14 protein-coding genes are annotated in these 16,307 nt (G+C 55.7%); 5 read left to right on the forward strand and 9 right to left on the reverse strand.

What is annotated here, in order from left to right:
* Window positions 1-163: 163 nt before the first annotated feature.
* From asr to rstA, 4 genes are all read right to left on the reverse strand, one after another.
* The gene (gene asr / locus ACLIBF_RS10440) at window positions 164-643 is read right to left on the reverse strand and encodes an acid resistance repetitive basic protein Asr (RefSeq protein WP_069728363.1); all 480 of its coding nucleotides are present in this window, start codon (window positions 641-643) and stop codon (window positions 164-166) included.
* 157 nt (window positions 644-800) lie between these two features.
* Entirely contained in the window at window positions 801-2,288 is a 1,488-nt protein-coding gene (locus tag ACLIBF_RS10445) for a carboxypeptidase M32 (protein WP_279809823.1), read from the reverse strand.
* Window positions 2,289-2,307: 19 nt separating this feature from the next.
* On the reverse strand, window positions 2,308-3,609 hold the full coding sequence (gene rstB, locus ACLIBF_RS10450) for a two-component system sensor histidine kinase RstB (protein WP_031376774.1): 1,302 nt from the start codon (window positions 3,607-3,609) through the stop codon (window positions 2,308-2,310).
* The gene (rstA, locus tag ACLIBF_RS10455) at window positions 3,606-4,331 is read right to left on the reverse strand and encodes a two-component system response regulator RstA (RefSeq protein WP_031376773.1); all 726 of its coding nucleotides are present in this window, start codon (window positions 4,329-4,331) and stop codon (window positions 3,606-3,608) included. Before rstA ends, rstB begins: the two co-directional genes overlap by 4 nt.
* 177 nt (window positions 4,332-4,508) lie before the next feature.
* Between rstA and ACLIBF_RS10460 the strand changes: the two genes are divergently transcribed.
* Window positions 4,509-4,922, forward strand: coding sequence for a hypothetical protein (locus ACLIBF_RS10460; protein ID WP_031376772.1), 414 nt, complete (start codon window positions 4,509-4,511; stop codon window positions 4,920-4,922).
* On the opposite strand, the gene ACLIBF_RS10465 is transcribed toward ACLIBF_RS10460, so the two are convergent.
* Together ACLIBF_RS10465 and ydgH are read right to left on the reverse strand one after the other, a co-directional pair.
* The gene (locus ACLIBF_RS10465; RefSeq protein ID WP_031376771.1) at window positions 4,919-6,310 is read right to left on the reverse strand and encodes a basic amino acid/polyamine antiporter; all 1,392 of its coding nucleotides are present in this window, start codon (window positions 6,308-6,310) and stop codon (window positions 4,919-4,921) included. The two genes, ACLIBF_RS10460 and ACLIBF_RS10465, sit on opposite strands and share 4 nt — an antisense overlap.
* Before the next feature lie 205 nt (window positions 6,311-6,515).
* Window positions 6,516-7,469: a DUF1471 family protein YdgH gene (gene ydgH / locus ACLIBF_RS10470; RefSeq protein ID WP_279809824.1), complete on the reverse strand. Its 954-nt coding sequence runs from the start codon at window positions 7,467-7,469 to the stop codon at window positions 6,516-6,518.
* A gap of 542 nt (window positions 7,470-8,011) precedes the next feature.
* Between ydgH and pntA the strand changes: the two genes are divergently transcribed.
* Together pntA and pntB are read left to right on the forward strand one after the other, a co-directional pair.
* Window positions 8,012-9,544 carry a Re/Si-specific NAD(P)(+) transhydrogenase subunit alpha gene (gene pntA / locus ACLIBF_RS10475; RefSeq protein WP_069728360.1) on the forward strand — a complete coding sequence of 511 codons (1,533 nt, stop codon included), beginning with the start codon at window positions 8,012-8,014 and terminating at the stop codon, window positions 9,542-9,544.
* A gap of 3 nt (window positions 9,545-9,547) precedes the next feature.
* Window positions 9,548-10,936 (forward strand): Re/Si-specific NAD(P)(+) transhydrogenase subunit beta, encoded by a 1,389-nt coding sequence (pntB, locus tag ACLIBF_RS10480; protein WP_279809825.1) that lies wholly within the window; start codon window positions 9,548-9,550, stop codon window positions 10,934-10,936.
* 42 nt (window positions 10,937-10,978) lie between these two features.
* Here the strand turns inward: pntB and uspE are convergent, their stop codons facing one another.
* Complete coding sequence (uspE, locus tag ACLIBF_RS10485; RefSeq protein ID WP_031376767.1) at window positions 10,979-11,935, reverse strand: universal stress protein UspE; 957 nt, start codon at window positions 11,933-11,935, stop codon at window positions 10,979-10,981.
* A 117-nt stretch (window positions 11,936-12,052) separates the two neighbouring features.
* The gene (locus ACLIBF_RS10490; protein ID WP_009090088.1) at window positions 12,053-12,805 is read right to left on the reverse strand and encodes an FNR family transcription factor; all 753 of its coding nucleotides are present in this window, start codon (window positions 12,803-12,805) and stop codon (window positions 12,053-12,055) included.
* 313 nt (window positions 12,806-13,118) lie between these two features.
* Here ACLIBF_RS10490 and smrA point away from each other — a divergent pair, with 313 nt between their 5' ends.
* Entirely contained in the window at window positions 13,119-13,685 is a 567-nt protein-coding gene (smrA, locus tag ACLIBF_RS10495) for a DNA endonuclease SmrA (protein WP_031376766.1), read from the forward strand.
* Here smrA and ACLIBF_RS10500 read toward each other — a convergent pair.
* Window positions 13,682-14,602 (reverse strand): LysR substrate-binding domain-containing protein, encoded by a 921-nt coding sequence (locus ACLIBF_RS10500; RefSeq protein WP_031376765.1) that lies wholly within the window; start codon window positions 14,600-14,602, stop codon window positions 13,682-13,684. The genes smrA and ACLIBF_RS10500 overlap by 4 nt on opposite strands.
* Window positions 14,603-14,925: 323 nt before the next feature.
* Between ACLIBF_RS10500 and ACLIBF_RS10505 the strand changes: the two genes are divergently transcribed.
* On the forward strand, window positions 14,926-16,260 hold the full coding sequence (locus ACLIBF_RS10505) for an MFS transporter (RefSeq protein WP_448309723.1): 1,335 nt from the start codon (window positions 14,926-14,928) through the stop codon (window positions 16,258-16,260).
* Window positions 16,261-16,307 lie beyond the last annotated feature (47 nt).

A 16,307-nucleotide genomic window follows, 5' to 3' on the forward strand; every position in this document is an offset into this window, starting at 1 on the left:
TTAAATAAAAAAGCTGGCTGCCACAATGCCACACAGGATCATAATCAGCAGAATAATTTCGAAGCGATAGCGACGCACCATTTCATCCACTCCAGTAAAGAAACACCCGGCATAACCGGGTGTTTTTAATCATTAACGCGTGGTCGGGCGCGCTACGGCGACCTTAGTTCTTAGCCGCTGGTTTAACGACTTTTTTGTGGTGAACTTTTTTAGCGGCCTGCGCTTTCTGCGCGGGTTTTACTGCTTTTTTGTGATGAACTTTTTTAGCTGCCTGGGCTTTCTGTGCCGCTGGCTTGGTTGCTTTTTTGTGGTGAACTTTTTTAGCTGCCTGGGCTTTCTGTGCCGCTGGCTTGGTTGTTTTCTTGTGGTGCACTTTCTTAGCAGCCTGCGCTTTCTGCGCAGCCGGTTTTACTGCTTTCTTGTGGTGAACTTTCTTAGCCGCCTGCGCTTTCTGTGCTGCGTCTTTCTTCACTGCTTTTTTGTGTTTCTTGTGTTCAGTTTTGTGTGCAGTTTTCGCTGGTGCTGCTGCGGTAGTTGAAGTCGCAGCCGGCGCAGCGGCAGGAGCAGCTGTGGTATCAGCAGCGAAGGCAACAGAAGACATACCCATAGCAGCGGCGACAACCAGTGCAAATAATTTTTTCATTGCAAATTCCTCGGACATTTTTTTCATGTGTAGCCCACTGCGGGGCCGGTGAAGAGACTATAGGGAAATCGCTGCAGGGTGTCCGTGGGTGTTTGGTATCGGCGTGTAACCGATTGTACAACGCGGGAAAAGGGCGGTCAGATGACCGCCGCGCAGTTTAGTTATTCAGATAGCGTTGTTCAAGATGCTGACGGAAAAAGGCCGGATTCAGCGATTCGCCGGTGGCATTGATCAGCAACTGGTCGGTAGAGAAGCGGCTGCCATGCTGCCAGATATTCTGTTGCAGCCAGTCAAACACCGGTTGCAGTTCGCCATGCTGGATCAGATCGCTGAGCTGCGGAATCGCCTTCTTCACCGCCTGGAACAGCTGAGCCGCGTACATGGCACCGAGGGTGTAGGTCGGGAAGTAGCCGAAGGCACCGTCGGTCCAGTGAATATCCTGCATACAGCCGTCACGGTAGTTGCCACGCGTATCGAGACCCAGCGACTGCTGCATCTTCTCATCCCACAGCGCCGGAATATCGTCTACCTCAATCTCGCCTTCGATCAGCGCCTGTTCAATCTCATAACGCAGGATTACATGCGCCGGGTAGCTCAGTTCATCTGCATCGACCCGAATCAGTCCCGGTTTAACCTGCTGCGCCAGCCGGACAAAGTTATCCGCCTGCAGCGCGGGCTGGTCGCCAAAGCGGGCGATGATTTGCGGCAGAATACGCTGCAGGAATTCGCGGCTGCGTCCCAGCTGCATCTCCATAAACAGGCTCTGCGACTCGTGAATCGCCGTTGAACGGGCCAGCGCCACCGGCTGTCCCCGCCACTGTTGCGGCAGATTTTGCTCATAGCGCGCATGGCCGGTTTCGTGGATCACACCCATCATGGCGCTGAGAAACTCTTGCTCATTGTAGCGCGTGGTGATCCGCACATCTTCCGGCACGCCGCCGCAGAACGGATGCGCACTGACATCCAGCCGGCCGTGGTTAAAATCGAAACCCAGCGTTTCCATAATGCTGAGGCCAAGCTGGCGCTGTGCGGGCAGGGCAAAGGGTCCCTGCGGCAGCGCAACCGGCTGCTGCGCCTGCTTTTCGACCACCTGCTGCAACAGCTGTGGCAGCCAGCTTTTCAGATCGCCAAAGGTTTTATCCAGTCGGGCGCGGGTCATGCCTGGCTCATACAGGTCCAGCAACGCATCGTAGCGGGAGCTGCCGGTTGCCTCAGCGCGCAGTTGCGCTTCTTCACGACTCAGGCGCACTACCTCTTTCAGATTGGTGGCAAAGCCCCGCCAGTCATTGGCCGGACGCTGGCTGCGCCAGGCATGTTCACACACCGAACCGGCCAGCGATTTTGCCTCAACGAAGGCGTCAGGCAGCAGGCTGGCCTGTTGATAAGCGCGCTTCATTTCATTGAGGTTGGCGCGCTCGACATCGTTCAGGTCCTGCTGTTCTGCCTGTTGCAGCAGTTCGCCGATCTGCGGTGCGGTCAGAATCTGGTGCTGCAATACGCTCATCTCAGCCAGCGCCTCACCGCGTGCGCGGCTGCCGCCTGGCGGCATGGTGGTTTGCATATCGCAGCCGGCGATGGCGGTGACGTGATTAAAACGCGACAAGCGCTGGAAAGTCGCGCTAAGTTGTTGATACGCTGAGGTCACGCAAGACTCCTTGTAATAGTTAACGTAGCGGAATTTCCCGCAAGGGTAGATCAACCGGCCAGCAAAAGCGAACGCTGGCCCCGCCGAGCGGGCTGGACTCAATCGTCACCTGACCGCTGAGCGCCTGGGCAATAGAGTGGACAATGGCCAGCCCCAGTCCGCATCCGCCGGTTGCCCGATCGCGGCTGGGATCGAGCCGGACAAACGGTTCAAATACCCGCTGCCGCTCTTCCGCCGGAATACCCGGACCGTCATCTTCAACCTGCAGGCAGCCGATTGGGCCATCAAACCACAGGCTGATACGCAGCCGCTGATTCGCGTAGCGCAGCGCGTTATTCACCAGATTATCCAGCACCCGCTCCATCAGCCGGGTATCCGAAACGCCGGTGTTTTCCCGCTGCGGCAGGTCAAGATCGAGCTGAACCTGCGGGTTGATGGCGCGAAAGTCGTCGAGCCGCTCACGCAGCCAGTTCGCCAGGTCGAGCGAGCGCAGATTAAGGTCAACGCGCGGCCGATCGAGCCGGGCATAGGTCAGCAGCTCTTCAATCAGGCTCTCCAATTGGCCAATATCGCGGTTGAGCGCCACCCGTTCGCCATCGGTCAGGTTATCGCTCATCTCCAGCCGGTAACGCAGGCGAACCAGCGGCGTACGTAACTCATGGGCGATGCCATCAATTAACTGCTTCTTACTGGCAACCAGCGTGTTGATATTCTCTGCCATCTGGTTAAAGGCGATGCCGAGCCGGAACAGGCTGGAGGTGCTGTCAAAGTGGGTACGCACGTCGAGTTCGCCACGGCCAAAGCGCTGCGCCGCTTTTTCCAGCCGCTGCATCTCTTTCCAGTGCGGGCGCATCCAGATAAACACCGGCAGCGCCAGCGACATGCCAATAAATACCAGCAGCGCAATATCCAGCAGCCGCATCTGATGCAGGTAGAACAGGTAGGGGATCGGTCCGACCGACAGCACATAATGACTGCGCGGAATATGCTGCAAAAAGGTGTATTGATCGTCGAGCGCCACGATTTCACCGGCGCGTAACCGGCGCATATTGCCGTCATCGAGCTGATACTTGCTCATTGGCTCAATGTGCAGATCAAACGACAGCCCGAGATCGAGGCTCTTGATGGTTTTATTCCAGTCGCGCGGCGGGATCTCGCGCAGTTCACTGCGAATCAGATAGAGCGAACTGGCCATCAGGTCGTTCATCGACTGGCGACCGGCCCGTTCAGCGGTGAACTTGTAGACCAGCCCGACCAGCAGCGTCATCACCAGAAAGCAGACAAACAGCAGCAGGTAGAACTGTATAAAAAGCTTTCTCATAACACGCGGGTGTCCCAGGCCTGTGGCGCAAACAGATAGCCTTTGTTACGAATCGTTTTGATACGGAACGGCTCGGTGGCGCTGTCGTGCAGTTTTTTGCGCAGGCGGGAAATCGCCACGTCAATGCTGCGGTCGAGGCCGTCATAGCTGACGCCGCGCAGCGTTTTGAGCAGCGCATCGCGGTTAAGGATCTGTCCGGCGTGGCTGGCCAGCACCCACAGCAGATCGAAATCGGCGGTGGAGAGGGCGATCTGCTCGTCAAACAGCGTGACCTGACGGTTGAGCGCATCGATGGTCAGCGAGCCGAAACGCAGCATCCGGTTGGCCGCCGCTGCGGGCGCAGCATCTTCCGGCTGTCCCTGCTGCGACTGGCGCAGATGCAGGCGCAGACGCGCCAGCAGCACCGCCGGCGGCGTGGTTTTCAGGATGTAATCCTGCGCGCCCATCTCCAGCGCCAGAATATGGTTCATGTCGCTGTCGAGTGAGGTCAGCAACACAATCGGACCCTGCCAGTTGGCCCGCAGGTCACGGCAAATCGTCATGCCATCTTTGCCCGGCAACATGATATCCAGCATTACCAGGTCCGGCTGTTGTTCAGCAATTACCGCTTCGGCACGGTCACCGCGCGTCTCGACAATCACTTCAATATCGTGACGTCCCAGATAGGCGGCAATCAGCTCACCCACTTCCGGTTCGTCTTCCACATAAACGATTTTGTTCATAGTTCACTGCGCAGAATAAGGATGAACGAAAGCATATCTTTTCCTGGTCCTGAGCTCTACGCTATCGCACGAAATATCCTTATCTCACTGGTATATAACCGGCAAAATGTGCCATCATAACCGCGGCCTTTTTGCGCCAGGTTCGGAACCGTAATGATTACTATGAGGAGCGTGAGTGTGTCTGATAAAGAGCTGGCATCAGCCATATACAGTGACCGCATCTGCTTCAATTACAGTGCTTTTCTTTCCGCTTCCTGTAAAAAACGCTGGAGCTTCGTCGATGCAATTTATGGTGTGATGCCGATTTTTGGCATGGTGACACGCAAATCTGCGCACAGCTTACAGGCCAGTGGCGACCCGCTTAAAGAATTAGCATTACAAATCATTTCTACCCAGGTCAGCGACGAAATTAACATCGCCCGTCTGATTACGCTTGCTGAACAGCAGCAGATCAGTCGCTTTGATATCCAGCTGCCTTATCCGCTTTCGCCGGAGCAGCTGGACGCCATTCATCAGGAATACCGCAAGCCGCTGAATCTGACACAGCAGGATGACCTGCTGTGCGTCTCCATCCCGCTGCAGTCACATTAAGTCGTCAACTGCCATACCGCAGGCAGCGTCGCCGCAATCAGCATTCCCATCGCAATCCGCTCCAGTGAGGTCAGCGCTATATCCGCGCGGCCGCCGCGTCGGGCAAACATAAACAGCAGCAGCCCCGGCGCGTACAGCACCACTGAGGTCATCAGGTGTAACGGACCTGACGCGTAAAGCAGCCAGATACCGTACAGGCTGGCACCAATGCCTACCGCCATCGCCAGCGGTTTGCGCTGTCCGCGAACCACTTTGATCAGATAGAGGCCGACCAGCAGATAGGGCACCAGAATCATCTCTGAGGCGATAGTCAGCAGGTTGTTGTAGTTGGCTCCGGTAAGCGCAATCAGGATCAGACAGAGCTGAATGCTGCCGTTGGTCAGCCACAGTGAGGCGGCTGGCGCGTTGTGCACGTTCTGCCGGGCGATACTGCGCGGGAAGGCACCCAGCTGCGCGGCGATCAGCGGCACTTCAGCCGCCATAATGGTCCAGCTGAGATAGGCCCCACAGACCGAAATGATCAGGCCAACGGCGATCACCGCATCGCCCCAGTGACCCATCAGACGGGTCATTAAGCCGGCCATTGACGGATTGCGCATCTCTGCCAGTTCAGCACGCGGTACCACACCCAGCGACAGCAGCGTCACCAGCAGATAGACCAGCAGCGCCGCCAGCACCGCCAGCAGCGTGGCGCGACCGACATCCTTTTTCTGCCGGGCACGCGCTGACACCACCACTGCGCCTTCGACCCCGATAAACACCCACAGGGTGATCAGCATGGTCTGCTTAATCTGCTCCCACAGCGGCTGTCCCAGCGTGACGCCGGAGAAATCGAAGCGGAACCGATCGTAATTAAACGCCAGCACTGCCAGCACCACAAACAGCAAAAGCGGCACCAGTTTGCCCAGCGTCGCCATCAGGTTAATGCTGGCGGCGGTTTGCACGCCACGCAGCACCAGCCAGTGCACCAGCCACAGCAGTACCGATGCGCCAAGCATCGCCTGCCAGGTGTTGCCGTCGCCAAAAACGACGTGGCCCGGGCTGTCAGTGAAAAAACTGAGTGCGGAGAAGACGATCACCAGATAGGAGACATTAGCGATCACCGCGCACAGCCAGTAGCCCCACGCGGAACAGAAGCCCATCAGCTCGCCGAAGCCAGCGCGCGCGTAGGTAAAGATGCCGCCGTCCAGATCGGGTTTGAGACGGGTCAGCAGCAGCATTGCCAGCGACAGAAAGATAATCCCTACGCCGGTAATCAGCCAGCCAATCAGCAATGCGGCCGGTCCGGCCACGGCGGCCATATTTTGCGGCAAGCTGAAGACACCTGCGCCGAGCATTGAGCTCAACACCAGCGCTGTCAGGGCACCGAGACCTAATTTTTTCTCCAAAACAACCTTCCCGCTAGCATATATGGCTGGGTAAACCGGATTTCATCACAGGTATATGGTAGCCATCAGGCAAATAACGGTGAGAATGTCCGGTGAAACAGGCGCCAGATTTTACGGAGTGCGGCGGGGGATGGCAATGCGTGAATATGCAAAACAGCACAGGAATTATGCAAACAGCAGGGCGGCGGGCGCCGCCCTGAGAGGATTACTTAAAGATGTCTGCGGTTACGGTCAGGTTACCGCCGCTCTGGTTCTGCCACTGACGGGTCACGTGGTAGTACTTAGCCCCTTTATCCGCGGCACGCTTAGCCACTTCTTCAGAGATTTCGGTCGGAGTACCGAAGTGTCCGGTGAAGGTCACGGTGTCGAACGGCTGCATCTGTGCGGCAGTTATCGCGTTAACTTCCTGCACTGATTTGCCGTTTGGCAGATTGACCGTATAACGTTTGCCGGTTGAGCTTTGCGTTTCATAGAAACGGCCTACGCTTTTACTTGGGGTCTCAGAAGAGGCCACGCCCGGAATTTCAACGTTGGCTGCGGCTGCACCGCCTGCGGCGAGGGCCGCTTTACCCGCTTCTGAATCAGCCGGAATGGCGTTTGGCGTCTGCACCTTACGCTCTTTTGCGTCAGCCTTATAGACGTAAGCCGTCACGTACTGATTGCCGCCGTTGTTGGCATCAATCTGGCGAACAATAAAGAAGGAGGCTGCGCCTTTCTCTTTTGCCGCTTTAGAGATCGCATCGTTAACGTCTGGCTGGCTGGCGAAGAAGCCGCTCACTGATACCGTATCGAAAGGTTCGAGTTTATAGGCTTCAGCTTTAGGTAACTCGTTGATGCCGTTGAAGCGACGGTAGCTGGTAGAAGAGGTCGCTTCAGGCGCATCGGCTTTATAAAGGTCCGCGGTGACGCGCCAGTTGCCGCTGTTGCCGTTGGTGTCGTTAATGCCCTGGATGTAGTAAGAAGCGGCGCCCATTTCATCAGCACGCTTAGACACCGCATCGGCGGCATCGCCAATTGCGTTGAAACGGCCGGTGATATTAATACGTTCGAATGGCTTCAACGCGGCCGCTTTTTCTGGCGTCAACTCCTGCGCAGCGAATGCGTTAGCTGCCAGCAGGGATAACAAGGTGGACGCCAGAATAGTGTTCTTCAGCTTCATAAAAATAATCCTTCGCCTTACGCAAAAATGAGTACGAAAACGTGCTGGACTCTTGATGTATAACAGATTAGCCGCTGATTATTGCATGTTATAAACAGACTGTCGCAGCGATTTTTTGCGTCAACTCGCGTTATTCAACCGGACATTCTTCATCTGATTGTCATGAACCGCGTTTATAGCCCCTTTTTGGTGCGGGTTACCGTTAAAGCCGGTAAGCCTTAGTGCTATAACAGTTAATGCATTGTTAAATAAAGGTTTTTATTAACCGGATCTGCGCCCTGACACGATTAGGCATAGCAGATTATCTGCTGATGACTGGTTTTAGTAGTGGGATAACACGGGTTTTTATCTTTAACACTGAATAATTGGGTGAATGTCTCTACTCCGCCAGGCCGAACTGGATCGCCCGTCACATTTTCAGTAGGTTATAAACACTTTGAAATAAGTGCATTTCGTTCATAAGCAGCTGAAACAGTGTTTCAGTTGCGCTGTTGTCGTGCAGACTTCTTGCCATCATCCTTTAACCGATGAAAGGAAACACTATGTTAATTGGAATACCCAAAGAACGATTGCCGGGCGAGTCACGTGTGGCCGCCACGCCGCAGACCGTTGGGCAACTGATCAAGCTGGGGTTTAGCGTCACGCTGGAACATGACGCGGGCCTCAGCGCCAGTTTCGATGACGACAGCTACCTTGCGGCAGGCGCCACTCTCAGTGACACCCAGCAGGTCTGGCAGTCCGATATCGTGCTGAAAGTGAATGCACCGCTCGATGATGAGATTGCGCTGACCCGGGCGGGCAGCACCCTGGTGAGTTTCATCTGGCCGGCACAGAATCCTGCGCTGCTGGAGAAACTGGCGGCGCGTCAGGTGACGGTGATGGCGATGGATTCCGTGCCGCGTATCTCGCGGGCGCAGTCGCTGGATGCCCTGAGTTCGATGGCTAACATTGCCGGTTATCGCGCGATTGTGGAAGCGGCCCACCAGTTTGGCCGTTTCTTTACCGGTCAGATTACCGCAGCCGGTAAAGTGCCACCGGCCAAAGTGATGGTTATTGGTGCCGGCGTAGCCGGGCTGGCAGCGATCGGCGCGGCGGGCAGCCTCGGCGCGATTGTCCGGGCATTTGATACCCGGCCGGAAGTGAAAGAGCAGGTGCAGAGTATGGGCGCCGAATTCCTCGAACTCGATTTTGAAGAGGAAGCGGGCAGCGGCGATGGCTACGCCAAAGTGATGTCTGAAGCCTTCATCAAAGCCGAAATGGCGCTGTTCGCCAGCCAGGCGCAGGAAGTGGACATTATCGTCACCACCGCGCTGATCCCCGGCAAACCGGCTCCGACGCTGATTACCGAAGAGATGGTTGCCAGCATGAAGCCGGGCAGCGTCATCGTCGATCTGGCGGCGCAAAACGGCGGCAACTGCGCTCTGACGGTCGCCGATCAGGTTACCGTTACCCCGAATGGCGTGAAGATTATCGGTTATACCGATTTGCCCAGCCGCTTACCGACCCAGTCATCGCAGCTCTACGGTACCAACCTGGTCAACCTGATGAAGCTGTTATGCAAAGAGAAAAACGGCGAAATCACCCTTGATTTCGACGATGTGGTGGTGCGCGGCGTTACGGTGATCCGTGAAGGCGAAGTGACCTGGCCAGCACCGCCGATTCAGGTCTCCGCTGCTCCGCAGGCCGCACCGGCTGCGGCAAAAGCGGTATCGACGGTCGAGAAAAAACCGGTTGCTGCCTGGCGTAAATATCTGCTGATCGCGCTGGCGATAGTGCTGTTTGCCTGCCTGGCCAACGTCGCGCCGAGTGATTTCCTGTCACACTTTACCGTCTTCGCGCTCTCCTGCGTGGTGGGCTACTACGTGGTGTGGAACGTCAGCCATGCGCTGCATACGCCGCTGATGTCGGTCACCAATGCCATCTCCGGCATTATCGTCATCGGCGCGGTGTTGCAGATGGGGCACGGTGGCTGGGTGACGTTTATCTCCTTTATTGCCGTGCTGATTGCCAGCATCAATATCTTTGGTGGCTTTACCGTCACCCAGCGCATGCTGAAAATGTTTCGTAAGGGGTAATTCATGTCTGGCGGATTAGTAACTGCAGCCTATATCGTCGCTGCCATTCTGTTTATTTGTAGCCTCGCCGGTCTCTCGCGACATGAGACCTCTAAGCAGGGCAATATTTTTGGTATCAGCGGCATGGCGATCGCACTGGTGGCCACCATTTTTGGGCCCGACAGCGGCAACGTGGTGTGGATCCTGGTGGCGATGGTGATCGGCGGGGCAATTGGCGTGCGTCTGGCGAAGAAGGTCGAAATGACCGAAATGCCGGAGCTGGTGGCAATTCTGCACAGCTTTGTCGGCCTGGCGGCGGTGCTGGTGGGCATCAACAGCTATATCGATCATGCGCCTGGCCTGCCGGCGGTGATGGAGAATATCCATCTGAGCGAAGTGTTTATCGGTATCTTTATTGGCGCGGTGACCTTTACCGGTTCGCTGGTGGCGTTTGGCAAGCTGTGCGGCAAGATCTCCTCGCGGCCGCTGGCGTTGCCGCATCGTCATAAGCTCAATCTGCTGGCGCTGGTGGTCTCGTTCCTGCTGCTGCTGTGGTTCGTTAACACCAGCAGTAGCGCGGCGCAGGTATTTGCACTGCTGTTGATGACCTTGATTGCGCTGGCGTTTGGCTGGCATCTGGTGGCGTCCATCGGCGGGGCAGATATGCCGGTGGTGGTGTCAATGCTCAACTCTTACTCCGGCTGGGCAGCCGCTGCAGCCGGCTTTATGCTGAGCAATGACCTGCTGATTGTCACCGGTGCGCTGGTCGGCTCCTCCGGTGCGATCCTCTCTTACATTATGTGTAAGGCGATGAACCGTTCGTTTATCAGCGTGATTGCCGGCGGTTTTGGCAGTGAGACCAGCAGCGGTGATGACAGCGCCGCCGCGGGTGAACACCGTGAAATCAGCGCGGAAGAGACCGCAGAGATGCTGAAAGCCTCTACTTCGGTCATTATCACCCCTGGCTACGGTATGGCGGTGGCCCAGGCACAATACCCGGTGGCGGAAATCACCGCCAGGCTGCGTGCACTCGGTATCAAAGTACGTTTTGGCATTCATCCGGTGGCTGGTCGCTTGCCCGGCCACATGAACGTACTACTGGCCGAAGCTAAAGTGCCGTATGACGTGGTGCTGGAGATGGATGAAATCAACGATGACTTCAGCGAAACCGATACGGTGCTGGTGATTGGCGCTAACGATACCGTCAACCCGGCGGCGCAGGAAGATCCGCGCAGTCCGATTGCCGGAATGCCGGTACTGGAAGTGTGGAAAGCGCACAACGTCATCGTGTTTAAACGCTCAATGAATACCGGCTATGCCGGAGTGCAGAACCCGCTGTTCTTTAAGGAGAATACCCAGATGCTGTTTGGCGATGCCAAAGCCAGTGTGGAAGCGATTCTGAAAGCGCTGTAAAAAAAAGGGCGGCTGATTAGCCGCCCTTATTACTGAGCAGGATTACTCCTCCTCATCCTCTTCATCATCCAGATCGATCGGCGATTTAAAATCATCAGGTTTAATTGCCAGCAGATCGCAACGCAGATGATCAATCACCTGTTCTGCCGTATTGCCGAGAAACGCGGCCGACAAACCGGTACGTCCGATCGTTCCCAGCACTACCACACCCGCGCCGAGGTGCACCGCCAGGTCAGGAATCACCTCTTCAGGCAAACCCTTAGCAACATGGGTGAACTCTTCACCAATGGAAAATTTCTGTCGCAGTGCTTTCATCGCCACCAGATGCTGGCCGCGAATGGCGTCGTTGTAGACGCTCGGATCAAAATCGGGCAGCTCGATAGCAATATTGATTGGGGTGATAGGGTAGGCGCCAACCAGATGGACTTCAGTATGATTCACGGTTTCGGCCAGCTTGACCGTTTCACGGATCAGCTTCTGATTCAGGCCATCATGATGCGGCTCTTCACTGGCGAGGTTCACCGCCACAATCGCTTTACCGCCTTCCGGCCACGGCTGATCTTTCACCATCCACACCGGGCACGGGCATTTACGCAGCAGATGCCAGTCTGTCGGGGTAAAAATCACCGACTCCAGCCGATCGTGCTGGTGCGCCATTTTCAGCACTAAATCATGCTGGTGGGCTAACACTTCCTGAATGATGGCTTCATAGGGACGGTTGTGCCAGATGACCTTGATTTCGATCTCGACACCGGCATCCAGGTAAGCGTGTGCCTGTTCGCGAATCCACTCGGTGCGCTGGCTGATTACGCCCTGACGCATTGAGGCGCGTTCATCAGGCGACAGCAGGGTGGTCATCTCATAGGAGAAATCATAGATAGGCAGAAAAGCTTTGATTTTGCCGCCGATGAATTGATTGAGATAGACCGCACGCCGCAGCGCAGGCTGGTCGTCTTGCTGGGCATCGATCGCGACCAGAATATTTTGGTACTGGGACATGAGGAACTCTCCTTAAACCAAAGCGACTGGATTAAAGATAGCCTATGTTGCACAGCGGAAGAAGTGAAAAAGTTGCTGCCGGATCAATAAAATAACAATTATTAATCCGGCCGGCGATCAGGCAGCCTGATGGCTCTGACCCGCTAACTCTTCCAGTAAGGCGTGGTTCTCAATAGTAATATATTTACCCTTCACCGCCAGCATGCCCGATTTCTGGAACCGGCCCAGCAGACGGCTGATGGTTTCGACCGTTAAGCCGAGATAATTACCGATATCGCCACGAGTCATGGTGAGACGGAATTCGCGCTGAGAGAATCCACGCTGACCAAAGCGGCGTGACAGATTCCAGATAAAGGCGGCCAGACGCTCTTCGGCATTTTTCTTCGACAGCAGTAAAATCATGTCCTGATCGCCTTTGATCTCACCACTCATCAGACGCATCATCTGCTGACGCAGGGCCGGCATTTTGCCTGACAGATCGTCCAGCGTTTCGAACGGAATTTCACAGACCATTGCGGTTTCCAGCGCCTGAGCAAAGCTTGGATGGCTGGCACCCATGATCGCATCAAAGCCGACCAGGTCGCCGGCCAGATGGAAACCGGTAATCTGCTCATCGCCCTGTTCGGTGATGGTATAGCTTTTAATGGTACCGGAACGGATGGCATAAAGTGACTTAAGCTCGTCACCCGCTTTGAAAAGGGTTTGCCCTTTCTGAATAGGTTTTTTACGCTCAATGATATTGTCGAGCTGGTCCAGCTCATGTTCATTTAGCGTAAACGGGATGCAGAGCTGACTGATGCTGCAATCCTGGCAGTGAATGGCACAACCGCCCGACTGAATACGACGAATGCTGCGTTTTTCAGGGATCATAATGGTTTGCTCGACGATAATTGACTGGTGTCAATTTTAACATTTTTTGTGCTGAAGGGAACTCATCCGAGCAGTTTTAGGCGCACAAAAAGTATGGACGTCAGACCGGGCACCAAAGATAGCTGTGACGGGCTTCTCAGAATGCCAAAATGGCTACTGTCACGAAAACTTGCCGCTTTTTGATCTAAAACCTGAATTGTCTGATACAAAAAATCACCAAAAACAGGGTTAGCGCAGTGCCGTTAGCTTTTGCTACGCTTTCACCCTAAGCCTGTTTTGCCCTCCATCAATTTTAATCAGGTGTGAGAAAACCATGAACCTTGATGATAACGATCTTTTTCGAGACGCCATGGGAGATGTCACTCCGTTAAAAGACACTACCAGCACCTTATGGCTCAAATCGCCCTCAACCAAAGCGCCGCGCCATCCACCGCGCGATCCTGAACAGGAGAATTTCCTGACCCGTGGCTATCTGGATATCGTGCCGCTGAACACGCCGCTGGAATACAAGGCTGATGGCATACAGCAGGGCGTGCTGGATAAACTGCGCAAAGGGGAGTACCGGCTGGATGCCAGCCTGAATCTGCTGCGGCAGCCGGTGGAAACATGCCGCCAGGCGCTGTTCAATTTTATGGTGCAGGCGCACAAGCAGGGATTGCGCAATCTGCTGATCATTCACGGCAAAGGCCGCGACGATGAGTCGCATGCCAATATTGTGCGCAGCTATCTGGCGCGCTGGCTGACCCAGTTTGACGATGTACAGACCTTCTGCGCCGCCCAGGCGCAACATGGCGGCGCGGGGGCGCTGTATGTTGGCCTGCGTAAAACCGATAAAGCGCGGCTGGATAACCGTGAGCGGCATGCTAAACGCAGCCGCTAGCTGTGGAATTTGCGCATGGTTGACATCAGCACTTCGGCGCTCAGGCTGAGCTGACTGCCGGTGCGGGTAATAATCCCTACCGGCTCGCCCGGACCGGATGAGTTAATCGGCAGAGCGCAGACCGCATTGTGGCTAAGGTCTTCTTTAATTGCGCCGGAAGGCACAAACCAGATGTAGTCGTAACGCAACGCCAGTTGCCGCGCCAGCGAGGTCGAAGAGGTCTCAATACAGTGGGGCGGCAGCGAACAACCCTGTTCGTCGAGCATCTGCTGCGCTATACGGCGCGGTGCGGTGCCTTCAGGCGAAATCACCACCGGCCACTGCATGGCGCGCGACAGGGTGACGTTGTCACTTAAGAGCGGGTGTTCCGGACGCACCACCAGCTTGAGCGATTCAAGAAACAGCAGTTCATAGGTCAGCCCGGTCATCATTTCACTGTCGGCCATCCGGCCAACGCCAATATCGAACTCACCGGCCCGTAATCCCGCCAGCAGCACATTATTATGTAAGGTCGCCACCTGAATGGTGGTATTGGGTTGCAGTTGATGAAACCGGTCCAGGATCTGCGGCAACATGCCCATTGCGGCGGTGGTCAGCGCGCCCAGCCGGATAATGGCCGGCTGATCGGCAGGCTGCTCATTAAAGCTTTGTCCGGCGTGGTTGAGCGCGTCAAGTACCCGCACCGCATGCGTCAGGAACTGTTCACCCATTGTGGTGAGTTGCGCGCCGAGCCGGCCACGCTCAAACAGCCTGACGCCGGTCAGCTCTTCCAGTTCATTAAGGGTTTTTGACAGGGCAGGCTGGCTCAGGCTAAGCGTTTCGGCCGCCCGGCCCAGCGTGCCTTGCTGCGCGACCGCAACAAAGGTATGTAAATGGCGCAAGCGAATGCGCTGATTGAAAAGGATATTTTTTTCCATCCCTTAAACTTAATGAGGATCACCGGTAACAGGCAACCATTTAAAATGGATTTTGTTAACTTAGCTGCAAAATTATATTAACAAATATCGCGGTGCAACCATCTCGCCAGGTAAGCCGCTGAAAAGAAACGTGTCATATGGGAATGCGGCCAGCAGGCCAGCCAGCAGGGCAACCGCAGATCAACGGGTTAGCGATTAAAAGTTGAATAATTCTCAATATCATATAAAAATCTGACGTCTTAACGTTAACGATCGGCTATCATTGGCGCCGTTTTTTTTACTAAATCTGATGTCCGATGGCGGGTGCCCGAGAGGAGTTTTCATTGACCAGCGTAGAGGCGGTAGATGTACGCCAGCTCATTAACCAGCAGGCGCTGAGTCGCTGGCAAAAGCGGTTAATCGCGCTCTGCTTTATTGTGGTGGCGCTTGATGGCATGGACATCGCTATTATGGGCTTTATTGCGCCGACCCTCAAAACCGCGTGGGGCGTCAGCAACCATCAGCTGGGGATGGTGATCAGTGCCGCACTGATTGGCCTGGCGCTCGGCGCGATGGTAGCCGGCCCGCTAGCCGACCGCTACGGCCGGCGGATGATGATTATTCTTAGCGTCTTCTTTTTTGGCCTCTGGATGCTGGCAACCGCGCTGTCTCAAAACATCGAACAGATGATGCTGTTCCGCTTCCTCACCGGGCTGGGGCTGGGCGCAGCGATGCCAAACGTCGGCACGCTGGTGGCTGAATACGCGCCAGAACGACGTCGGGCGTTCATCATCACCGTGGTATTTTGCGGCTTTACCTTTGGCGCGGCCAGCGGGGGATTTGCTGCCTCGTGGCTGTTACCGCGTTACAACTGGCACTCAGTGCTGCTGCTCGGCGGGATCCTGCCGCTGCTGGTCCTGCCGTGTTTGATCCGCGGGCTGCCGGAATCGGTGCGCTTCCTGATTAGCCGCGGCGCGCCTGCGGCACGAATTCACGCTATCGTTGACCGGATGATGCCGGGCGTCACGCAGCCGGATAGCGCGTTTCATGCGCCTGAAGCCAGCGTTGCCACGCGCGGGGCGATCGCGACCGTGCTGTCGCGTAGCTACCTGTTTGGCAGCACTATGCTGTGGGGCGGCTACTTCATGGGGCTGTTTCTGGTCTACCTGATTGGCAGCTGGCTGCCGTCGCTGGTCAATACGCTGGGGATGTCGGTTACTGAAGCCGCGATTATCACCGCGATGTATCAGGCTGGCGGGACGCTGGGTTCGCTGTTTGCCGGCTGGCTGATGGATCGCTTTAATGCCAACCTGGCACTGGCGGCGATCTACTTTTGTGGCGGGCTGTTTATCGTCGCGCTGGGGTACTCTCCGGCGGAAGTGGGCATCATGAGCGGCATCGCCTTCTGTAGCGGCTTCTGTTTCAACGGTGCCAATACCGGGATGAATGCGCTGTCGGCCAGCTATTATCCGACGCATGCCCGCGCCACCGGCTCTAGCTGGATGCATGGCGTCGGCCGCGTCGGCGCAATTCTTAGCGCATTTGTCGGAGCAGAAATGCTGTCACTCGGCTGGTCGTTCAGCTTTATTTTTCTGCTGCTGGCCATTCCGGCGGTGATCACTACCCTGATGCTGCTGCTAAAAAACCGCTACGGCTTTAAGCCGATCACAAATTCGTGATTTTTTCCGCTGGCGCCAATCCGTTGCATTACATTAGCAGCAACGCT

The sequence above is a fragment of the Pantoea sp. PGP6 genome (genome assembly GCF_053474785.1).